This is a genomic window from Streptomyces longwoodensis (genome assembly GCF_001514125.1).
Lineage (GTDB): Bacteria > Actinomycetota > Actinomycetes > Streptomycetales > Streptomycetaceae > Streptomyces > Streptomyces longwoodensis.
In genome coordinates, this window is the sequence record NZ_KQ948554.1 from 391,835 (window position 1) to 412,252 (window position 20,418).

19 protein-coding genes are annotated in these 20,418 nt (G+C 74.1%); 10 read left to right on the top strand and 9 right to left on the bottom strand.

Translation table 11 applies throughout. The features are described from left to right. The first annotated feature begins 71 nt into the window (after positions 1–71). Both AQJ30_RS19650 and AQJ30_RS19655 read left to right on the top strand, forming a co-directional pair. Positions 72–1,397, top strand: coding sequence for a hemolysin family protein (locus AQJ30_RS19650; protein WP_067235617.1), 1,326 nt, complete (start codon positions 72–74; stop codon positions 1,395–1,397). Continuing rightward, positions 1,394–2,485 (top strand): hemolysin family protein, encoded by a 1,092-nt coding sequence (locus AQJ30_RS19655; RefSeq protein WP_067235620.1) that lies wholly within the window; start codon positions 1,394–1,396, stop codon positions 2,483–2,485. Before AQJ30_RS19650 ends, AQJ30_RS19655 begins: the two co-directional genes overlap by 4 nt. Before the next feature lie 38 nt (positions 2,486–2,523). Here AQJ30_RS19655 and AQJ30_RS19660 read toward each other — a convergent pair whose 3' ends face one another. Both AQJ30_RS19660 and AQJ30_RS19665 read right to left on the bottom strand, forming a co-directional pair. Further along, positions 2,524–4,392, bottom strand: coding sequence for an AAA family ATPase (locus AQJ30_RS19660; RefSeq protein WP_067235623.1), 1,869 nt, complete (start codon positions 4,390–4,392; stop codon positions 2,524–2,526). A 445-nt stretch (positions 4,393–4,837) separates the two neighbouring features. After that, on the bottom strand, positions 4,838–5,446 hold the full coding sequence (locus tag AQJ30_RS19665) for a uridine kinase family protein (protein WP_079084150.1): 609 nt from the start codon (positions 5,444–5,446) through the stop codon (positions 4,838–4,840). A 254-nt stretch (positions 5,447–5,700) separates the two neighbouring features. Between AQJ30_RS19665 and AQJ30_RS19670 the strand changes: the two genes are divergently transcribed. The 3 genes from AQJ30_RS19670 (at position 5,701) to AQJ30_RS19680 (ending at position 8,132) form a co-directional block, all read left to right on the top strand. Next, entirely contained in the window at positions 5,701–7,104 is a 1,404-nt protein-coding gene (locus AQJ30_RS19670; protein WP_079084151.1) for a peptidase C39 family protein, read from the top strand. 163 nt (positions 7,105–7,267) lie between these two features. Further along, the gene (locus AQJ30_RS37985; RefSeq protein ID WP_107119636.1) at positions 7,268–7,411 is read left to right on the top strand and encodes an SCO1431 family membrane protein; all 144 of its coding nucleotides are present in this window, start codon (positions 7,268–7,270) and stop codon (positions 7,409–7,411) included. A gap of 61 nt (positions 7,412–7,472) precedes the next feature. Continuing rightward, positions 7,473–8,132, top strand: a complete 660-nt coding sequence (locus AQJ30_RS19680) for a TetR/AcrR family transcriptional regulator (RefSeq protein WP_107119628.1) — start codon at positions 7,473–7,475, stop codon at positions 8,130–8,132. A 115-nt stretch (positions 8,133–8,247) separates the two neighbouring features. On the opposite strand, the gene AQJ30_RS19685 is transcribed toward AQJ30_RS19680, so the two are convergent. From AQJ30_RS19685 to AQJ30_RS19695, 3 genes are all read right to left on the bottom strand, one after another. Beyond that, complete coding sequence (locus AQJ30_RS19685; protein WP_067235630.1) at positions 8,248–9,486, bottom strand: glycoside hydrolase family 18 protein; 1,239 nt, start codon at positions 9,484–9,486, stop codon at positions 8,248–8,250. 160 nt (positions 9,487–9,646) lie between these two features. Next, complete coding sequence (locus AQJ30_RS19690) at positions 9,647–9,910, bottom strand: hypothetical protein (protein WP_067235632.1); 264 nt, start codon at positions 9,908–9,910, stop codon at positions 9,647–9,649. Between the two features lie 222 nt (positions 9,911–10,132). Beyond that, on the bottom strand, positions 10,133–10,588 hold the full coding sequence (locus AQJ30_RS19695) for a hypothetical protein (protein WP_067235635.1): 456 nt from the start codon (positions 10,586–10,588) through the stop codon (positions 10,133–10,135). Positions 10,589–10,852: 264 nt separating this feature from the next. Here AQJ30_RS19695 and AQJ30_RS19700 point away from each other — a divergent pair, with 264 nt between their 5' ends. The 4 genes from AQJ30_RS19700 to fxsA all read left to right on the top strand — a co-directional run bounded on the left by AQJ30_RS19700 (position 10,853) and on the right by fxsA (position 15,027). Beyond that, entirely contained in the window at positions 10,853–11,293 is a 441-nt protein-coding gene (locus tag AQJ30_RS19700) for an Lrp/AsnC family transcriptional regulator (protein WP_067235638.1), read from the top strand. Between the two features lie 50 nt (positions 11,294–11,343). After that, the gene (locus AQJ30_RS19705) at positions 11,344–12,945 is read left to right on the top strand and encodes an amidohydrolase (protein ID WP_067235641.1); all 1,602 of its coding nucleotides are present in this window, start codon (positions 11,344–11,346) and stop codon (positions 12,943–12,945) included. 598 nt (positions 12,946–13,543) lie between these two features. Then, entirely contained in the window at positions 13,544–14,347 is an 804-nt protein-coding gene (locus tag AQJ30_RS19710) for a polyprenol monophosphomannose synthase (RefSeq protein ID WP_067235643.1), read from the top strand. 104 nt (positions 14,348–14,451) lie between these two features. Next, entirely contained in the window at positions 14,452–15,027 is a 576-nt protein-coding gene (gene fxsA, locus AQJ30_RS19715) for an FxsA family membrane protein (RefSeq protein WP_067235645.1), read from the top strand. Positions 15,028–15,204: 177 nt separating this feature from the next. Here fxsA and AQJ30_RS19720 read toward each other — a convergent pair whose 3' ends face one another. The 4 genes from AQJ30_RS19720 to yczE form a co-directional block, all read right to left on the bottom strand. Next, positions 15,205–15,579, bottom strand: coding sequence for an RNA polymerase-binding protein RbpA (locus AQJ30_RS19720; RefSeq protein ID WP_020128921.1), 375 nt, complete (start codon positions 15,577–15,579; stop codon positions 15,205–15,207). Between the two features lie 278 nt (positions 15,580–15,857). After that, positions 15,858–17,222, bottom strand: a complete 1,365-nt coding sequence (locus AQJ30_RS19725) for an MFS transporter (protein WP_067235648.1) — start codon at positions 17,220–17,222, stop codon at positions 15,858–15,860. 64 nt (positions 17,223–17,286) lie between these two features. Then, a complete protein-coding gene (locus AQJ30_RS19730; RefSeq protein WP_067235650.1) occupies positions 17,287–18,054 on the bottom strand; it encodes a glycerophosphodiester phosphodiesterase family protein in 768 nt (255 codons plus the stop codon). Then, a complete protein-coding gene (gene yczE, locus AQJ30_RS19735) occupies positions 18,051–18,716 on the bottom strand; it encodes a membrane protein YczE (RefSeq protein WP_067235653.1) in 666 nt (221 codons plus the stop codon). The genes AQJ30_RS19730 and yczE overlap by 4 nt, the downstream gene beginning before the upstream one ends. Positions 18,717–18,815: 99 nt before the next feature. Here yczE and AQJ30_RS19740 point away from each other — a divergent pair, with 99 nt between their 5' ends. Further along, on the top strand, positions 18,816–20,318 hold the full coding sequence (locus AQJ30_RS19740) for an SCO1417 family PLP biosynthesis transcription factor (RefSeq protein ID WP_067235656.1): 1,503 nt from the start codon (positions 18,816–18,818) through the stop codon (positions 20,316–20,318). Positions 20,319–20,418 lie beyond the last annotated feature (100 nt).

Here is a 20,418-nt window from a genome sequence, read left to right on the forward strand (position 1 = left end):
CCTCCAGCGATGGACGGATCGTCCTGTAGTACCTGCGCCGCCCCCGAGCGACCTCACGAGGCGGCGGCCCCATGACCATCCCCCTGCTCCTGCTCGCGGCGGCCTTCCTGCTCATCCTGGCCAACGGCTTCTTCGTCGCCGCCGAGTTCGGTCTCGTCACGGTCGAGCGCCCGGAGGCCGAGAAGGCCGCCGCCGAGGGCGACCCGCGCGCCCGCACGGTCGTCGCGTCGCTGCGGCAGCTGTCCTTCCAGCTCTCCGGCACCCAGCTCGGCATCACCATCACCTCCCTCGTCGTCGGCATGCTCGCCGAGCCCGCGCTCGCGGAGCTGCTGCGCGGCCCGTTCGCCGCGATCGGCATCCCGGCCGGCGCCGTCTCCGGTGTCGCCGTGGTCGTCGGCATGCTGCTGGCCTCCGCCGTGCAGATGGTGGTCGGGGAGCTCGTGCCCAAGAACTGGGCCGTCTCCCGGCCGTTGCAGGTGGCCCGCTTCGTGGCGGGCCCCCAGCACGCCTTCGCGCGGCTGTTCCGGCCGGTCATCGCCGGCCTGAACACCGTCGCCAACCGTCTGGTGCGCGCCCTCGGCGTCGAGCCCGCCGACGAGCTGGCGTCCGCCCGCACCCCGGGCGAACTGGTGTCGCTGGCCCGGCACTCGGCCCAGGCGGGCGCCCTCGAACAGGACACGGCCGACCTGTTCGTGCGCACGCTGTCCCTGGGCGAGCTGACCGCGCAGCACGTGATGACCCCGCGCGTGAAGGTCAGCGCCCTGCAGTCGACGGCCACCGCCGAGGACGTGGTCAACCTGACCCGCGCCACCGGCCTGTCCCGCTTCCCCGTCTACCGAGAGAAGATCGACGAGGTCGTCGGCATGGTCCACCTCAAGGACGCCCTGGCCGTCCCGGTCCACGACCGGCTGCGCACCCCCGTGGGCCGCATCGCCCGCCCGGCCCTGCTGGTCCCCGAGACCCTGCCGGTGCAGCCGCTGCTGGCCCGGCTGCGCAGCGAGCAGCCCATCGCCGTCGTCGTCGACGAGTACGGCGGCACGGCGGGCGTGGTGACCCTGGAGGACATCGTCGAGGAGATCGTCGGCGAGGTCCGCGACGAGCACGACGGCCAGGACACGCCCGAGCTGGCCCCCGCCCCGCCGGAGGACGGCCGGCCCGCCTGGGACGTCGACGGCAGCTGCCGCGTCGACGCCCTGCTGCGCATCGGCCTCGCCGTCCCCGAGGGGCCGTACGAGACGGTCGCCGGCCTCGTCGCCGACCTGCTCGGCCGCATCCCGGCCGTGGGCGACCGGACCGAGCTGCCCGGCTGGCGGCTGTCCGTGCGCCGGGTCGGGCACTACCGCGCCGAGCGGATCCGCCTCGTGCGCACCGGGACCGTCGTGGAGGCGGCCCGATGACCCTGCTGCAACTGCTGTTCGCCGGGCTGCTCGTGCTCGCCAACGGCTTCTTCGTCGGCGCCGAGTTCGCGCTGGTCTCCGTGCGGCGCAGCCAGATCGAACCGCTCGGCACGGCCCGCGCCCGCCAGGTCCTCTACGGCCTGGAGCACCTGCCGCAGATGATGGCCGCGGCCCAGTTCGGCATCACGGTCTGTTCGCTGACCCTGGGCGCGGTCGCCGAGCCGACCGTGGCCCGGCTGCTGGAGCCGCTGTTCGAGGCGGTCCACCTGCCGCACGGCGTGATCCACCCGCTGGGCTACGTCATCGCCCTGGCCGCGGTGGTCTTCTTCCACCTCGTCATCGGCGAGATGGTCCCGAAGAACCTCGCCATGGCCGCGCCCGAGAAGGCCGCGCTGTGGCTCAGCCCCGGCCTGGTCTGGTTCGCCCGGCTGTGCCGGCCGATCACGGTCGCCCTCGGCGCCTGCGCCCAGGGCATCCTGCGGCTCTTCCGCGTCGAGCTCAAGGACGAGGTGGAGGCGGTCGTCACCAGCGAGCAGCTCAACCGGCTGCTGGAGGACTCCGGCCAGGCAGGACTGCTCGATCCCGAGGAGCAGGAGCGGCTGGAGGACGCCCTGGAGCTGGGCTCCCGCCCGGTGACGGACGTACTCCTCAAGCGGGAGTCGCTGATCACGGTGCCGCCCTCGGTCACCCCAGGGCAGATCGTGGAGCTCACCGCGCGCACCGGCTACTCGCGCTTCCCGATCGCCGCGGAGAAGAGCGCCAAGGGCACCTTCATGGGCTACCTGCACGTCAAGGACGTCCTCGACCTGGAGGAGTCGGACCGCGCGGTGCCGCAGCAGGTGTGGCGGCCCATGACGACGCTCCGGCCGGAACTCCCGCTGGACGACGCCCTGACCGTCATGCGGCGGGCGGCGACCCACCTCGCGCAGGTCGCCGACGCCGGCGGACGGGTGCTGGGCCTCGTAGCCCTGGAGGACGTCCTGGAACTGCTGGTCGGCGAGGTGCGGGACCCGGCGCACCGCGAGACGCGCAACGTCAGGCTGACGTCGCCGCGGGTGAGCGGGGAGCCGGAGGAGGCGCTCGCCTAGGGAGCACCGAGGGGCGTGACGAGGGGACTCGAGGGGGACTACAGGGCCGAGGGGTCCTGTGGTCCCCGCCCCGACAGCACCTCGCCGTAGGCCTGCATCAGGTCCGGCAGCCGCAGGGTGGCCAGGTCCGCGCGGGTCAGCGCCCCGGGGTACGTGGACAGCCTGAGGTCCCGGTAGGCGCAGCTCTTCTCGTACAGTGTCCGCAGGAACCGCCCGTTGCCCAGCTCGTCGATCCACCCCTGGTCCACCACGTGCCCGGCGATCGACCGCAGCTCGTCCAGGGCCTCCTCGTCCCAGAGGTCGCCGTTCTCCGCCGCGAGCACCTTGCCGATCTCGGTGAGTTCGAGCGGCCGGTAGGAGGGGAAGTCCACCCGGGTGGTGAACCGCGAGGACAGTCCCGGGTTGGCGGCGAGCAGCCGGTCCATCCCCTCGGGGTAGCCCGCGAGGATGACCACGAGGTGGTCCCGGTTGTCCTCGGCGCGCTTGAGCAGCACCTGCAGCGCCTCGTCGCCGTACGCGTCGCCCTTGCCGTAGCCGGTGTTGGACAGCGAGTAGGCCTCGTCGACGAAGAGGACACCGCCGAGCGCGGAGTCGATGAGCTCGTTGGCCTTCACGGCCGTCTGGCCGAGGTACTCGCCCACCAGGTCGGCTCGCTGCGCCTCCACGAGGTGGTCGCCGCCGAGCAGCCCGAGGGCGTAGAAGACCCGGCCGAGGATGCGGGCCACGGTGGTCTTGCCGGTGCCGGAGGGCCCGGAGAAGACGAAGTGCCGCTTGGGCGGCTGGACCGGCAGGCCCTGCCCGGCGCGCAGCCGGGCCATGTTCAGCTGCGCGGACAGCGCCTTGACCTGACGTTTCACGGGCTCCAGGCCCACCATCCGCTCGAGCTCGGCCAAAGCCTCCTCGAGCAGGGCGGGATCGGTGGGGCCCGCCGGCAGCGACGGCGTCGGGACGGCGGTCTTGTGGCGTGCGGCCCCGCCGGACGCCGGGGGCGCGCCGACCGGGGGCAGGTCGGCGGGCTCGCCCAGCCGCAGGTCCCGGCCCTCGGTGCCGAACAGCGGGTCCAGCACGTCCGGCCCGTCCACGCTGTCCTGGCCGAAGCCGCCCAGCGCGATGGCGGCGAGGTCGGCCGGGTCGTCGTCGTACCCGTCGCCCTCGGCGATCGCCGCGAGCCGGGCGGAGGTGTCCATGAACGCCGGATCGACCCGGTGCACCGCCCGGTACAGGGGGAGCGCGGCGGCCGACCGTCCCGTCCCCTCGTGGGCCCGCGCCAGCCAGTACCGCAGCTCCTTGCGCTGCGGCTGCTCGCTGCGGCACCGCATCAGCGCCGTCGACAGCAGCGGCTCGGCCTGGCCGTACATCTCCAGCCGCACCCGGGCCATGCCGCCGAACAGCCCGGCCTCGATGCCGAGCAGGGCGTCGTCGAGCAGCGGGTCGGTGTGCCGGACCAGCTGTTCCCAGTCCTTGACCAGGTAGGCGCGGCAGGCGTGCAGGAAGCGCACCTGGTGGTCGGTGTCGACCGGGGGCAGCCCGGCGAGCGCCCGGTCCAGCTCCGGCACGTGGCGGCCGTCGAGCCAGTGGGAGGCGTGCGCGAGGAGCAGGTCGCGGGGGCTCTCCAGCACAGGCTGGACCCACCAGCCGAGCCAGTACCAGGAGTTGAGCGTACGGCGGTGCCGGGCGCGCTGTTCGCCGAAGCGTTCGCGGTGCCGGAACATCCGCAGCAGCGCGGTCGTCGTGTCCACCCGCAGCGCGTGCAGCCCGAGCCAGCCGTCGGCCATCCCCGGGTCGATCCGCACCGCCGTGCGGAACTCCTCCTCCGCCTGCGGATAGGCGCCCATGGTGTAGGCGTCCACGCCTCGCAGCCAGGCGAGGTCGGCCGGGGCCTGAGGGCCCTGGGTGCCGAAGTCCATCACGTCCCCCACAAACAGTGCCCCCGTCGCCCGTCGGCTGCCGTGGTCGAACCGCTGTGCCGCGGAACGGAGTTGAGTGCGCGGAGCAGCCGTCCGCAGGTCGCACCGAGGGCATCGTACCTGCGGGGGAGGGGCCCGCCGTAGGGTGCCGCACGAGCCGTTCGGCGAGGTGGGAGCACGGGGGGCGCGTCGGGCGCGGTGACCCAGGGTGAGCGTCCGGCACCGTCGGGCGGCCGGACCGGGGCCCGTAGGGGCCTTTTCGGGCAGAACGAAGCCCCCGATCACGGGGGAACAACCGGGGGCTTCGCGTCTGCGGGCGGCTACCCTGCCGCACAGTGAGAACGTAAGACCTGTACGGGCCGCCGGTCAAGCGCACTTGGGGCACTCGGTGAAGTTCTCCCGCACGGGTCTTCACAGGTTCACCACATCGCGTGCGGCCCCTCACTCAGGGTGACGAAGGCCCCGTGCCGGAGGGCGCCGACGGCCCCGGGAGCACCTCGTACCCCTGCGCCAACTGCCGTACCAGCGCGTGCGCGTGGGGCCGCGAGGGGTCCGCCGCGAAGTGCGCGCGCTCCGCCGCGACCCAGCCGTCCCAGAACCCCCGCTGCTCCGCCCCGTCCCGCGCGCGGCCCCGCGCCCAGGACTCCTCGGCCGGCAGGTCCATCCACAGCAGGCACGCCAGGCTCGGCCGCACCGCCCGGCGCCCGGCCCCCACGCCCTCCACCAGCACCACGGGCGCCACGGGCAGCGGCCGGGGCGGCCCGTAGCGGCGGGCCCGCCAGTCGTACGGCGCGTAGTGCGCGGCCGTGCCGCGGCCCAGCGGCTCGATCACCTGGGCCCGCAGGCGGCCGGTCCACCCGAACAGGTCGCGGTGGCAGGCGAGGTCGTCGAGGTGGAGCACCGGCGCCCCGCCCAGCGCGGCGGCGATCCGCCCGGCGAACGTCGACTTCCCGGAGCCCGCGTGTCCGTCCACGCCGACCAGGCGGACCGGACCGCAGGACGGGGGGAGCCGGCGGAGCCGGGAGACGAGCTCGTGGACGGCGGGGTCGTGGATGACGGGTCCTGGGGCGTGCGGGGGCGGGAGCGTGCGGCCCGCAGTCTAGTGCCGAACGCCGCGGGCCCTGCGAGGGGACTCGACCACGGGTGCTGCCGGTGGACTCGACCGCGGGTGGTGCCAGTGGACTCGACCAATGATTCGTGACGCGCGTGGACCGAAGTGCTGGCAGGAGCGGGCGTGGGCGGCCATAGTGGGCGCACCACCGTGCACCCGGACCCGCCCCGACTCCGACACCTGGGGGTCTCCCGCCCATGAGCAGAGCCGAACAGCCGTCCCGCAGGGCCCCGCAGCCCTCCCGCAGGACCGTCCTGACCGCCGCGGTCGTCGCCGCCATGACGTCGGCCGCGACGGCCGGCGCCCTGGCCCCGGCCTCCGCCGCCGTCCCCGACGGCCCGGCCGGTCCCGCTGGCCCGGACGCCCCGGCCCGCCCCGTCGACTACCGCTCCTGGACCACCTACGCCGACTGGCGCTCGGGCGCCGCGCAGGGCACCCGCCCGGTGGCCGGCGCCCGGCCGGGCCTGGTGATCGCCGCCGCCCACGGCACCGTCGACTACACCGACCCGCACACCGGCACCACCGCGGCCTGGGAGTACGCGACCTGGACCTCGCCGGTGCACCACCTCCCGGTGCCGTCCACGGAGGCCATCGCGTCCTGGAACGCGCACACCCCCGAGGGCACCTGGCTCCAGGTGGAGCTCTCCGGGACGTACTCCGACGGCACCGCGACCCCCTGGTACGTGATGGGCCGCTGGGCGGCCGGCGACCAGGACATCCGGCGCACCTCCGTCGACGACCAGACCGACGGCCGGAGCACCATCTGGACGGACACCTTCTCCATCGACGACGCCTCCACCGGCCTGCGCCTGGCGTCGTACCGGCTGCGCCTGACCCTGTACCGCCGGCCCGGCACCAAGCTCACGCCGACCGTGTGGCGGCTCGGTGCGATGGGCTCCGACATCCCCGACCGCTTCACCGTCCCGGCCAGCACCCCGGGCCTGGCGCGGGAACTGGCCGTCCCGCGCTACTCGCAGGAGATCCACAAGGGCCAGTACCCGCAGTACGACAACGGCGGTGAGGCCTGGTGCAGCCCCACCTCCTCGCAGATGATCGTCGAGTACTGGGGCGGCCGGCTCACCCCGGAGCAACTGGCCTGGGTCGACCCGTCGTACGCCGACCCGCAGGTCTGCCACGCGGCCCGGTACACCTACGACTACCAATACGAGGGCTGCGGCAACTGGCCGTTCAACGCGGCCTACGCGGCGACCTTCGAGGGCCTCCAGGGCGTCGTCACCCGCCTCGTCTCCCTCACCGACCTGGAGACGCTGGTCGCGGCCGGCGTCCCGGCCATAACGTCCCAGTCGTTCCTGAAGGACGAGCTCACCGGCGCGGGGTACGGCACCTCCGGGCACCTGATGACGGTGATCGGCTTCACCGCCGACGGCGACGTGATCGCCAACGACCCGGCGTCACCCAGCGACGAGGCGGTGCGCAGGGTCTACCGGCGGCGGGAGTTCGAGAACATCTGGCTGCGGACCAAGCGGTACAACGCCTCCGGCAAGGTCGTCGGCGGCACGGGCGGCGTCTGCTACCTGTACTTCCCGGCGCACCCCACCCCGCGCCAGCGCAAGGCCCTCGCCGCGGTGGGCGTGCGGTGAGCGGGGGCGGGCGCGTCCGCGTGTGAGCAACCTCTCCGCCGCGAACGGCGCGGACGGTGGCAAGGTGGACGGATCGACCGGGCGGCGCACCCGCCCGGTCGGGCTCGACCGGGGCGCGTCGACCCGACCCGCCCCGACCGCACGACCACCGCAGCGAGACACCATGACCGCACACTCCGCCACCGCCCGCGCCCACGCCCGCACCGGGGGCCCGAAGGACGACGGCCCCCGCATCCTCGAACACGTCGCGGGCTGGACCCTCGTCGTGGTCGTCGCGATGCTGATGACGCAGCTGGGACTGCTGTAGGCCCCTCCTTGACCTGACATACTGCGGATGTCACCGCCGACCGTTGGAATCAGGGTCGAAATTGAACATCCCGCAGCAGCGTGCCGCCGCCCTCCCCGGGGTGCGCGGAACCGAGCGCTCCGTGGCGCGTCGCGCCGAACTCATCGCCATCGGGCGGAGGTTGTTCGCCGACCGGTCCTACGACGCGCTGTCCATGGACGACATCGCGAAACAGGCGCACGTCGCCAAGGGGCTCATCTACTACTACTTCCGGTCCAAGCGCGGCTACTACCTGGCGATCATCCAGGACTCCGTCGCCGAGCTGGTCTCCTTCGCGGCGGGCGGCGCCGGACTGCCGCCGGTGGACCGCGTGCACCGCACCATCGACGGCTACCTGCGCTACGCCGAGAACCACCAGGCCGCCTTCCGCACGATCGTCAGCGGCGGGGTCGGCTTCGACGCCGAGGTGCACGCCGTGCGCGACGGCGTGCGGGACGCGATCGTCGCGACCATCGCCGAGGGCGCGTACGGCTCCGGCGACATCGCCCCGGTCGCCCGGGTGGGCCTGCTGGCCTGGGTGTGCGGTGTGGAGGGCGCCACGCTCGACTGGATCGACCGCCCCGAGCTGTCCCGCGACACCCTGCGGGAGTACCTGGTGAAGACCCTCGGCGGTGCCCTGCGCGCCATCGAGGAGCTGGAGCCGGCCCATCCGGCACCGCGGCCGGCCCGCCGGGACGCCTGAGCCGCGCACCGGCACCGTCCGGCCGCCGTGGGGGCCCGGGGGACGCGCGAAGGGCGGAGGCTCGTGGACTCCGCCCGTCGCACCCCGTGGGGGTCTCGGTTCCCGCCGGTGCGAACTAGCCGATGGCCTTGATCAGTTCACCGTTGGCCGTGTCGCCGCTGAGCTCCCAGAAGAAGGTGCCGCCCAGCCCCTGCTGGTTCTTGTACGCCGTCTTGGTCGCGATGGTCGCGGGGGTGTCGTAACTCCACCACTCGCTGCCGCACTTGGCGTAGGCCGTGCCGCCGACGGTGCCGGTCGCGGGGCAGCGGCCCTTCAGCACCTTGTAGTCCTCGATGCCGTTCTCGTAGGTCCCCTTCGCCGGGCCGGTCGCGGTGCCGCCGGGCGCCGCCTGGGTGACGCCGGTCCAGCCGCGGCCGTAGAAGCCGATGCCGAGCAGCAGCTTGGCGGCGGGGACGCCGAGGCCCCGGAGCTTGGCGATGGTCGCCGAGGTGTACATGTCCGCCTTGGGGATCCCCGCGTAGGAGGTGAGCGGCGAGTGCGGGGCGGTCGGCCCGGTCGCGTCCCAGGCGCCGAAGTAGTCGTAGGTCATCGGGTTGTACCAGTCCACGTACTGCGCCGCGCCCCCGTAGTCGGCGGCGTCGATCTTGCCGCCCGCGGTGGCGTCGGCCGTGATGGCGGCCGTGACCAGGTTGCCGCTGCCGAACTTGGCGCGCAGCGCGCCCAGCAGGGTCTTGAAGGCCGTCCGCCCGCTGGTGTCGCAGGTGTTGCCGCAGGCGTTGGGGTACTCCCAGTCGATGTCGATGCCGTCGAAGACGTCGGCCCACTTGGAGTTCTCGACCAGGTCGTAGCAGGACTGGGCGAACGCGGCCGGGTTCTTCGCGGCCTCGCCGAAGCCGCTCGACCAGGTCCAGCCGCCGAAGGACCACAGCACCTTCAGGCCCGGGTGCTTCTTCTTCAGCTTGCGCAGCTGGTTGAAGTTGCCGCGCAGCGCCTGGTCCCAGGTGTCCGCCACGCCGTCGACGGACTCGGCGGCGGTGTACGCGCGGTCGGTGGCCGCGTAGGCGTCGCCCATCGCGCACTTGCCGCCGGTGACGTTGCCGAAGGCGTAGTTGATGTGCGTCAGCTTCGCCGCGGAGCCGGACGTCTCGATGTTCTTGACCAGGTACTTGCGGTCGTAGGTGCCCCACTCGGTGAAGTAGCCGACGACCTTGGAGCCGGCGGCCGCGGCCCGCGGGGCGGGGCTCGCGGTCGCGCTGCTCGCCCCGGCGCCGGCCAGCAGGCCGACCCCCAGGGCGGTGGTACAGAGACCGGCGACGAGTGCGCGCAGTCGTGAGCGGCGGGGGGTGTGCTGCATCGGTGGCTCCTCGTGGGGGGGAGGGGAATGCACGCCGATTGGCATGGACGCGGTAACGCGGTGACCGTGAGCGTAGGAGGACTAGACCAGTACGGTCAATGGTGCGTACCAACTCACCTGCGCGGCGCCGCACTCCGCTCCCACGGGAGCCTGGGGGCGGTCAGCGCACGTCGCCCAGCGGGTCCACGGAGGCGCTGAACTGCCCCTGCCGCACCGGCGGGGCCGACAGTCGCACCCACTCGGGGTCGTGCCGGCCCGGCAGGGTGCGGCCGCGGTCGGCCCACGCCCGCATCAGATCGCGGTAGATGGGCGGGTCCTGGGGCGGCGCCGGACGCGGTACGGCCCGGATGACCGGTTCCGCGCCGAGGGGAGCGGGGACGAACAGCTGGCGGTGACGCCCGGGAGCGGCAGACGTAGCGGTCATACCGGGGCCAACGCGTGCGGCCGCGCCGGGGTCACCGGCGCACGGGGTCGCGCGTGCGTTCGCGGAGTGCCCCCGGCGCGCGGGCACTTCACGCAGTGCACCGCCATCGCTGCCTCACCGAGCGCCACTTGAGGACGCGTCAGGACGCGCACTGAGCCCACGCCACGGCCTCGGGGGTCATGGCGCGGGTCAGTTAGGGCTGGGAGGTGAGCCGGATCCGGCTCAGGCGGCCTGGCGGCGCATCGTCGGCACGCGCATCGGGCGCGAGCCCGGGCCGCCGACGTGGGAGAAGGGCTGCGTGCGCCAGTCGAGCCCCTGAGGGAGCGTCAACAGCAGTGCGGTGTCCTGCTCCTGGGGCTCCACGCTCTCGTCGGCGGGGCGGGCGTCGGACGCCGCGCGGCCGGTGCCGGCACACACCGTGAGCCCGAACGGGTTCCACGGCGAGGCGCACAGCGCGTGCTCCGGCAGGGACTCCTCGTCCGCCAGGAGGGCGATGGGCTGGGCGCAGTCCGGGCAGATCACCCGGTACATCTCGAAGGTGTCGTAGGCGTCGAACTCGTCGTCGTACGCGTCGGGTTCGAGGGAGGCGTCGGGTTCGACGCCCTCCGGCTCGGGCTCGACGACGACCGACTGGAGCCGCTTGGACGCGGATCGACCAGGGCGCTTGACACTCTGCATGGGATTCTCCCCCTCGGGCTGGGCCGGGACGGCACTGCGGCCTCGACCACAGCAAGCACTTCCCGCGGGGTCCCGGTGGTAATCACGGGACCATCACGAAGCCCGGCCGCGGCCTGTGGCGTTCGTCACACGCCCTGCACGGGTGTTGCGGGCCCTCCGCACGGCCCCGGACCCGCGCCCGACGCCCCGGCCACATCACGAACCGGCCATGACCTGCGCTGCATAGGTATACGGGGAGATCAGCGGCACTGTAGGTTCTCCGCCATGGAGGAGCTGGACCGCCACATCGTGCAGCTGCTCGTCAAGGACGGGCGGATGAGCTACACCGACCTGGGCAAGGCCACGGGCCTGTCCACGTCGGCCGTGCACCAGCGGGTGCGCCGGCTGGAACAGCGCGGCGTGATCCGCGGCTACGCGGCCGTCGTCGACCCCGAGGCCGTCGGGCTGCCCCTGACCGCCTTCATCTCGGTGAAACCGTTCGACCCGAGCGCCCCCGACGACATCGCCGAACGGCTCGCGGGCGTGCCAGAGATCGAGGCCTGCCACAGCGTGGCCGGCGACGAGAACTACATCCTCAAGGTCCGCGTGGCCACGCCGCACGAGCTGGAGGAGCTGCTGAGCCGGCTCCGGGCCCTGGCCGGCGTCTCCACCCGGACGACGGTCGTCCTGTCCACCCCGTACGAGGCGCGCCCGCCGCGCATCTGACCAGGGGGGCCCGGTACGGGGCGGCGGCGCAGAAGCGCGAGACTGTCTCCATGAGTGAGCGCACCCCCGAGCCGAAGACCGTCCTGCTCCGCCGCGGAGAGGTCCACAGTCCCGCCGATCCGTTCGCGACCGCGATGGTCGTCGAGCGCGGACAGGTCGCCTGGGTCGGCTCGGAAGGCGCGGCCGACGCCTTCGCGGACGGCGTCGACGAGGTGGTCGACCTCGACGGCGCCCTGGTGACCCCGGCGTTCACCGACGCCCACGTGCACACCACCGCCACCGGACTCGCCCTGACCGGCCTCGACCTGTCGGGCGCCCCCACCCTGGAGGCGGCCCTCGCGCGCGTACGGGAGTTCGCCGCCGCCCGACCGCAGGACAAGGTGCTGCTCGGCCACGGCTGGGACGCCGCCCGCTGGCCCGGCGGCCGCCCGCCCACGCGCGCGGAGCTGGACGAGGCGACCGGGGGCCGGCCCCTGTACCTGTCCCGCATCGACGTGCACTCGGCGGTCGTCACGACGGCCCTGCTCGAGCTGGTCCCCGGCCTCGCCGCGGGCGACGGCCCGCTGACCGCCGACGCCCACCACGCCGTGCGCGCGGCGGCGTTCGCGGCCGTGACGCCGGCCCAGCGCGCCGAGGCCCAGCGCACCGCCCTCGCTCACGCGGCCTCCCTCGGCATCGGCTCGGTCCACGAGTGCGGCGGCCCGGAGATCTCCTCCGAGGACGACTTCACCGGCCTGCTGGGGCTGGCCGCCGAGGAGCCGGGGCCGCGCGTGGTCGGCTACTGGGCCGAGCAGGACGTGGCGAAGGCCCGCGCGCTCGGCGCGGCCGGCGCGGCGGGCGACCTGTTCGTCGACGGCGCCCTCGGCTCGCACACCGCCTGTCTGCACGCCCCCTACACCGACGCGGAGCACACCGGGACCGCCTACCTGGACGCCGAGGCGGTCGCCGCGCACGTCGTCGCCTGCACGGAGGCCGGCCTCCAGGCGGGCTTCCACGCCATCGGCGACGCCGCCGTCACCGCCGTCGTCGACGGCATCCGCACGGCCGCCGAGAAGGTCGGCCTCGCCCGGGTCCGCGCGGCCCGGCACCGCGTCGAGCACGCCGAGATGCTCACGCCCGAGACCGTCGCTGCCTTCGCCGAGCTGGGCCTGACCGCGTCCGTGCAGCCCGCCTTCGACGCGCTGTGGGGCGGCGAGGACGGCATGTACGCCCAGCGCCTCGGCGCCGAGCGGGCCCGCACGCTCAACCCCTTCGCCGCCCTGCTGCGGGCCGGCGTCCCGCTCGCCTTCGGCTCGGACAGCCCGGTCACCCCGCTCGACCCCTGGGGCACCGTGCGGGCGGCCGCCTTCCACCGCACCCCCGAGCACCGAGTCTCGGTGCGGGCGGCCTTCACCGCCCACACCCGGGGCGGCTGGCGGGCGGTCGGCCGGGACGACGCCGGCGTGCTGGTGCCCGGCGCACCCGCCGACTACGCGGTGTGGCGCACCGGCGAACTGGTCGTGCAGGCCCCCGACGACCGGGTCGCCCGCTGGTCCACGGACCCGCGCTCCGGCACGCCCGGCCTGCCCGACCTCACCCCCGGCCGTGACCTGCCCGTCTGCCTGCGCACGGTGGTCGCGGGCCGGACCGTGTACGTACGCCCGGGCGAGTGACCGGGCCCGGAACGGCGACGGCCGGGCGGGTGATCCGGGGTCGCGGCCGCGGCAAGATCACCCGTCCGCCCGTGCCGGGGCCGGCCGCGCCGCATCCGCCCTGACCTGCGCTTGGGTCGAAGATCCGCAGGTCACGTGGTGGTTGACAGCCGACGGCCGCGGGCCGGTAGGTTCGGCGGAGTCCACCACCGGACGCCCCACCGGGGAACCTCCGCGACTCGGCCGCCGCGCCACTGGGTCAGGGACGGCGTGCCGCACCGGCGCACCGCCACTGGGAGCCAGGCTCAGCGCAAGCGCAGCGCCGAGGGAACGTTCCGTCGGCCGGGGAGGTGTGACCCGGGTGGGGCCCGGGCGCTCAGTAGACAACGGCTTCAGGTCGATCCGCAGCCAGCGGGTCCCAGGTCGGCCCGAAGGGCGCCGGGCCCCCATCCGTAGTCGGCGCGCGGCGCCCGCCGCCCCGCCCCCGCCGGAGGGGCCCCGAAAGGTGATCTCTTGCCCACCTCGGGGGAAACGGCACCACCTCGCGGTCCTCCTGTCACGTCGGCCCAGGCGAAGGCCACTATGGTGGTCCCCTGCGTACGGACATGAAGGGGCAGCAGTGAACGACGGCGACGGGACCCCCGCGGCACAGGAGCGAGGGAGGAAGTTCGGCCCGCTCGGCACGACCTTGGTGATCATCCCGACCTACAACGAGGCGGAGAACGTCAAGGGCATCGTCGGCCGGGTGCGCGAGGCCGTCCCCGAGGCCCACGTCCTCGTGGCCGACGACAACAGCCCCGACGGCACGGGCAAGCTCGCCGACGAGCTGGCCGCCCACGACGACCAGGTCCACGTCCTGCACCGCAAGGGCAAGGAGGGGCTGGGCGCCGCGTACCTCGCCGGCTTCCGCTGGGGCCTGGACCACGGCTACGGCGTGCTCGTCGAGATGGACGCCGACGGCTCCCACCAGCCGGAGGAGCTGCCCCGGCTGCTGACCGCGCTGAAGGGCGCCGACCTGGTGCTCGGCTCCCGCTGGGTGCCCGGCGGCCGCGTGGTGAACTGGCCCAAGTCCCGCGAGTTCCTCTCCCGGGGCGGCAGCACGTACTCGCGGCTCATGCTGGACGTGCCGCTGCGCGACGTCACCGGCGGCTACCGTGCCTTCCGCCGGGAGACCCTCGAAGGGCTCGGCCTCGGCGACGTCGCCTCCCAGGGCTACTGCTTCCAGGTCGACCTGGCCCGCCGTGCCGTCAAGGCCGGCTACCACGTGGTCGAGGTCCCCATCACCTTCGTCGAGCGCGCGCTCGGCGACTCCAAGATGAACCGCGACATCGTCGTGGAGGCCCTGTGGCGGGTCACCGCCTGGGGGCTGGGGGAGCGGGTCGGCAAGATCACCGGCAAGGGCGGCGGCCGCCCGCAGGAGTGAGGGCCCGCGTCCGTGCCGGCCGCCTCCCGGCCGGTGCCGGACGGGCCCGGACCTGGGGGATCGCGCTTATCCCGCACTGAGCCCCGGCCAGGCACACTGGACGTATGACGCCTGGCGCCCCGATCACTTCCTCCTCGTCCTCTTCTTCGTCCTCCGGCCGGCCCCGTCGCTCGCGGCTGCGCACCGTGCTGCCGCTGGCCGTCGTGGCGTGGCTGGTGCTGGAGGTCTGGCTGCTGACCGTGGTGGCGGGCGCGTCGAGCGGGCTGGTCGTCCTGCTGCTGATCGTCGCCGGGGTCGTCCTCGGCTCGGCCGTGATCAAGCGGGCGGGCCGCCGCGCCTTCCAGAACCTGAACGAGGCGCTGAACCGCGGCACGGCCCCCAGCCGGGGCGGCGGCAACGGCCTGATGATGCTCGGCGGGCTGCTGCTGATCCTTCCCGGCCTCATCTCCGACGTCCTCGGCCTGCTCCTGCTGCTCCCGCCGGTGCAGAAGGCCGTGAGCCGCTACGCCGAACGCACCGTCGACCGCAAGCTCCGCGCGGCCGTCCCCGGCTCCCTCGGCGACGCCTTCCAGCAGGCGCGGATGCACCACCCGGACGGCAAGGTCGTCCAGGGCGAGGTCATCCGGCACGACACCGGCACGGACCCGTCGGACGACCGCCGCCCGCCGCTCACCCGCTGAGCCGGCCGGGGCGCCGAGCCGGCCAGGGCAGCCCCGAGGGGCCGGAGGGGCGGCGCCCGCAGAGACGCCGAGAGGAAGACGCCGAGAGACGCAGAACGACCGCGGGCGCCGTACGTCACCTTCACGTACGGCGCCCGCGGTCGTTGTGCGCGCGGTGCGCTGGTTGCCGAATGCCCGCTACGCGCTCTTGCGGCTGTCCCGGGGATGAACCGCGAGGTTCATCGCCCCGGACCGCAGAACGGCCAGCCGCTCCTCGAGGACCTCTTCGAGTTCCTCGCGCGTGCGCCGCTCCATCAGCATGTCCCAGTGCGTGCGCGCGGGCTTCGCCTTCTTCTCCTCAGGGCCGTCGCCGTCCACGAGGAGTGCAGGGGCACCGCAGACCTTGCACTCCCACTCCGGCGGGATCTCCGCCTCGACCGAGAAGGGCATCTCGAAGCGGTGCCCCTTCTCGCATGCGTACTCCACGGCCTGGCGGGGGGCCAGGTCGATGCCGCGGTCCGTCTCGTAGCTGGTCACCACGAGGCGCGTGCCGCGAAGAGCTCGCTCACTCATGAATCGTGCCTCCCGGGCTTGTCGCCCACAGGACAGGTGTCGCTGTCGTCGTCATCCGGTCAACGTCCGGTCGGCGGTAAAGATTCCCGTTCCGAGTCCCGTTCCGGGCAATGCGTCGCCGTCGTAGCCGCAGCCTTGTCAACCAGTGCAGTACCCACCGGCGCCCGGTTTGTCACATCTGTTAGGAGATGTCACCCAGTGCTTCGGCATCTTTGACGCGCAGTAACGGTACGCCTGGCAGGCCAAACGCGTACACTACCGCCCTTTCGCCTCCGGCGCTAAATCCTCTCGGGTACGGGATTGCCCGCGTCGCCGATCGCTCGCCGTACGGGTACCCGCGCCAGCAGGACGAACCCTATGACGAAGAACGCGACCAGGGAGACGATCGCGTCCCGGTAGCTGCCGGTGACCTGATAGGTCACGCCGAACAGCAGCGGGCCCAGCCAGCTCATGCCGCGGTCGCTCATCTCGTACGCGGAGAAGTACTCGGCCTCCTTGCCCGGCGGGACCAGGTGGGAGAACAGGGAGCGGGACAGCGCCTGGCTGCCGCCCAGCACCAGCCCGATCGCCGCGGCCAGCGCGAAGAACCCCGCCGGGGCCCCGGCGGGCAGGAAGTAGCCGACGGCCAGGACGAGCGTCCAGGCGATGAGGGAGCCGAGCACGGTCCGCTGGGCGCCGTAGCGGCGTGCCAGCCGGCCCATCCCGAGGGCGCCCGCCACCGCCAGCACCTGCACCAGCAGGACCGCCGCGATCAGGGTGGACTGTCCGAGGCCCAGCTCCTCGGAGCCGTACACCGACGCCTGGGAGATCACCGTCTGGATGCCGTCGTTGTAGACGAGGTAGGCGAGGAGGAAACCCAGGGTGAGCGGGTGGCGGCGCATGTCGCGGACGGTGGCCGCGAGCTGCCGGAACCCCGGTGCGGTCGGCTCCCGGCCGTCGCCCGGGACGCGGTCCGGCGCCGGCCGGTCGCGCAGCCGCAGCAGCGGGACCAGCGTGAAGCCGCCCCACCACAGCCCCGCCGAGGCCAGGCAGATTCGCACCGCCGTCGTCTCGGAGACGCCGAAGGAGTCGTGGGCCAGGTAGAGCACCAGGTTGACGACCAGCACCAGCGAGCCCGCCGCGTACCCGAACGCCCAGCCGCGCGAGGACACCGCGTCGCGCTCCCCGGGCGGCGCGATCTGCGGCAGGTAGGAGTTGTAGAGCATCATCGCCACGGACTGGGCCGCGTTCGCCACGACCAGCAGTGCCCCGCCCAGCAGGTAGCGGTCGCCCTGGAGGAAGAACATGCCCGTGGTGGCCGCGGCGCCCAGGTAGGCGGCCGCGCCCAGCAGCGGCTTCTTGCGGCCGCTGCGGTCGGCGGCGGCACCCACCAGCGGCATCACCAGGACGGCCACGACCACCGACAGCGACACCGCGTACGCGAAGAACGACCCGGCCCGTACCGGCACGCCCAGCGGGTGGACGTAGCCGTCGGCGTCGGCCGCGTGCCGGGCGACCGAGGTGAGGTAGGGGCCGAGGAACACGGTGAGCACGCTCGTCGAGTAGACGGAGCACGCCCAGTCGTAGAAGTACCAGCCGCGCTGCTCGCGCCGCCGCCCGGCGGCCTCGTCGGACGCCGCCGTCCGCACGGTGTCGGTGCTCACCCGTGCCCTCGCTTCCCCGCTGGAGAGTGCCGCGCGCCCGGTCCGGCGGGGACGGCCGGGGCGCTCACGCCCAGGCGCCGCGCTCCTCCATGACCTTGCGCAACGTGTCGATGTGATCGGTCATGATGCCATCGACGCCCAGGTCCAGGAGCCGGTGCATCCGCTCCGGTTCGTTGACCGTCCACACGTGCACCTGCAGCCCGCGCGCGTGGGCGGCGCGCACGAAGCGCGCGTCGACCACCCGCACGCCCGACTGGCTCTCCGGCACCTGCGCCGCCACCGCCGAGCGCCGCAGCGCCGCGGGCAGGCCCCAGGAGCGCAGCCGCAGCCCGAGCACGCCCCGGGTGCCGAACGAGGTCGCCAGGCGCGGCCCGGCCAGCCGCTGGGCCCGCACCACCCGGGTCTCGGAGAACGACCCGACGCACACCCGGTCCCAGGCGTTCGCCCGGCCGATCAGGTTGAGCAGCGGGTGCAGCGCCGGCTCGGCCTTCAGGTCGACGTTCCAGCGCGCCTCGGGGAAGGCCTCCAACAGCTCCTCGAAGAGCGGCACCGGCTCCTGGCCCGCCACGCGCGCGTGGCGCACGTCGGACCACAGCAGGTCGGCGATGCGGCCGGCGCCGTCCGTCACCCGGTCCAGCGTCGCGTCGTGGAAGGCGACCAGCTTGCCGTCCCTCGTCGCGTGCACGTCCGTCTCGAGGTAGCGGTAGCCCGCTTCCATCGCGCGCCGGAACTGCGCCGCGGTGTTCTCCAGGCCGTCGGCGGCACCGCCGCGGTGGGCGAAGGCGATCGGGCCCGGATGGTCGAGGTAGGGGTGGCGTATGAGGGTGGTCACCCGCGCAGTATCGCCCCGCGCGGTGACCCGGTGGCAACCACCGGGCTGCCGTCCGGTGCCGGCCGCACGGCGAACACCCGCAGGAACAGCTGGGCGAGCGGTCCGATCGACAGCGCGTACAGCAGCGTGCCCGCGCCGAGGGTGCCGCCGAGCGCGAAGCCCGTCACCACGACCGCCACCTCCACCGCCGTGCGCATCAGCCGGATCGACCGGCCGGTACGGCGGTGCAGCCCCGTCATCAGCCCGTCGCGCGGACCGGGCCCGAAGGAGGCGGCGATGTAGAGGCCGGTGGCCACGCCGTTGAGGACGATCCCGGCCAGCAGGAGCGGGACCCGGACGGCCAGCGCGTGCGCCTCGGGCACCAGCGCGAGCGTGGCGTCCATGGCGAGGCCGACCACGAACACGTTGGAGACCGTGCCCAGGCCCGGCCGCTGGCGCAGCGGGATCCACAGCAGCAGCACGACGGCGCCGACCACGATCGACACCACGCCGATCGACAACCCGGTCCGCTCGGCGAGGCCCTGGTGCAGGACGCCCCAGGGCTCCAGGCCCAGGCCCGCCTCCACGAGGAGCGCCGAGCTGGCGCCGTACAGCGCGAGCCCGGCGTACAGCTGCACCAGCCGCCGGGTGAGCCGGCGGGCGGGACGGTGTGCGGTGGACAAGGGGCCCCCTGAGTGGTGGTCGTGGACTGGCTCATGTCACTCTGTGGCTTGGCGGTACACGCCATCCATGGCCAATTCGGGGAAGGTGGACTGGTAATCATGGCGCAGTGGACCTCGGCGGTGGGTGCCGCGCAGCTCGCCCGGTTGCTCACCTCCCAGCAGGACCGACCGGCCGGGCCCGGCTCCCGGCGCCCGCCGGCCTACCGCGCGCTCGCCGACGGCATCCGCCTGCTCGTCCTGGAGGGACGCGTCCCGGTCGCCGCCCGCCTGCCCGCCGAACGCGAACTCGCCCTCGCCTTGTCCGTCAGCCGTACGACCGTCGCCGCCGCCTACGAGGCCCTGCGCACCGAGGGCTTCCTGGAGTCCCGGCGCGGCGCCGGCAGCTGGACGGCCGTGCCGGCCGGCAACCCGCTCCCGGCCCGCGGCCTGGAGCCGCTGCCCCCGGACGCCCTCGGTTCGGTGATCGACCTGGGCTGCGCCTCGCTGCCCGCGCCCGAGCCGTGGCTCACGCGCGCGGTGCAGGGCGCCCTGGAGGAACTGCCGCCGTACGCCCACACGCACGGCGACTACCCGGCCGGGCTGCCCGCGCTGCGCGCGATGATCGCCGAGCGGTACACGGCGCGCGGCATACCGACCATGCCCGAACAGATCATGGTGACGACCGGCGCGATGGGCGCCATCGACGCGATCTGCCACCTGTTCGCCGGCCGCGGCGAGCGCATCGCCGTCGAGTCGCCCTCCTACGCCAACATCCTCCAGCTCATGCGGGAGACCGGCGCCCGGCTGGTGCCCGTCGCCATGGCCGAGGGGCTCGCGGGCTGGGACCTCGACCGCTGGCGCCAGGTGCTGCGCGAGGCCGCGCCGCGCATCGCGTACGTCGTCGCCGACTTCCACAACCCGACCGGCGCGCTCGCCGACGAGGACCAGCGGCGCCGGCTGGTGGAGGCGGCCCGCTCGGCGGGCACCGTGCTGGTGGCCGACGAGACGATGACCGAGCTGTGGCTCGACGACGACGTGGAGATGCCCCGGCCGGTGTGCGGCTTCGACCCGGCCGGGTCGACCGTGGTCACCGTCGGCTCGGCCAGCAAGGCGTTCTGGGCCGGCATGCGCATCGGCTGGGTGCGGGCGGCCCCCGACGTCATCCGCAGCCTGGTCGCCGCGCGCGCGTACGCCGACCTCGGCACGCCCGTGCTGGAGCAGCTCGCCGTGAACTGGCTGTTCAGCACGGGTGGCTGGGAGCAGGCGGTCGGGCTGCGGCGCGCCCAGGCCCGGGAGAACCGGGACGCCCTCGTCGGGGCGCTGCGGCGCGAGCTGCCCGACTGGGAGTTCTCGGTGCCCCGCGGCGGCCTGACCCTGTGGGTCCGGGCCGGCGGCCTGTCCGGCTCCCGCCTCGCCGAGGCGGGGGAGCGGGTCGGGGTGCGGGTGCCCTCGGGGCCCCGCTTCGGCGTCGACGGCGCCTTCGAGGGGTACGTCCGGCTGCCGTTCACCGTGGGAGGCGCGGTGGCGGACGAGGCGGCGGCCCGGCTGTCGGCGGCGGCCCGCATCGTGGAGACGGGCGGCACGGTGGGGGCGGCGGAGGGGCCGCGGACGTTCGTGGCGTAGGCCGGGGTGGTGGGTGCCGCGGTGGTGGGTGTCGGCCGGTGCGGTCTGCGGGGCGCGGGTGCGCGGTGGCTGGTCGCGCAGTTCCCCGCGCCCCTTGGGG

Coding starts and splice junctions, on each gene's coding strand:
- AQJ30_RS19670 (WP_079084151.1), top strand. CDS start 5,701: ATGAGCAGAGCCGAACAGCCGTCCCGCAGGGCCCCGCAGCCCTCCCGC.
- AQJ30_RS19660 (WP_067235623.1), bottom strand. CDS start 4,392: ATGGACTTCGGCACCCAGGGCCCTCAGGCCCCGGCCGACCTCGCCTGG.
- AQJ30_RS19720 (WP_020128921.1), bottom strand. CDS start 15,579: ATGAGTGAGCGAGCTCTTCGCGGCACGCGCCTCGTGGTGACCAGCTAC.
- AQJ30_RS19650 (WP_067235617.1), top strand. CDS start 72: ATGACCATCCCCCTGCTCCTGCTCGCGGCGGCCTTCCTGCTCATCCTG.
- AQJ30_RS19740 (WP_067235656.1), top strand. CDS start 18,816: ATGGCGCAGTGGACCTCGGCGGTGGGTGCCGCGCAGCTCGCCCGGTTG.
- AQJ30_RS19690 (WP_067235632.1), bottom strand. CDS start 9,910: ATGACCGCTACGTCTGCCGCTCCCGGGCGTCACCGCCAGCTGTTCGTC.
- fxsA (WP_067235645.1), top strand. CDS start 14,452: ATGACGCCTGGCGCCCCGATCACTTCCTCCTCGTCCTCTTCTTCGTCC.
- AQJ30_RS19655 (WP_067235620.1), top strand. CDS start 1,394: ATGACCCTGCTGCAACTGCTGTTCGCCGGGCTGCTCGTGCTCGCCAAC.
- AQJ30_RS19695 (WP_067235635.1), bottom strand. CDS start 10,588: ATGCAGAGTGTCAAGCGCCCTGGTCGATCCGCGTCCAAGCGGCTCCAG.
- AQJ30_RS19700 (WP_067235638.1), top strand. CDS start 10,853: ATGGAGGAGCTGGACCGCCACATCGTGCAGCTGCTCGTCAAGGACGGG.
- AQJ30_RS19685 (WP_067235630.1), bottom strand. CDS start 9,486: ATGCAGCACACCCCCCGCCGCTCACGACTGCGCGCACTCGTCGCCGGT.
- AQJ30_RS19705 (WP_067235641.1), top strand. CDS start 11,344: ATGAGTGAGCGCACCCCCGAGCCGAAGACCGTCCTGCTCCGCCGCGGA.
- AQJ30_RS37985 (WP_107119636.1), top strand. CDS start 7,268: ATGACCGCACACTCCGCCACCGCCCGCGCCCACGCCCGCACCGGGGGC.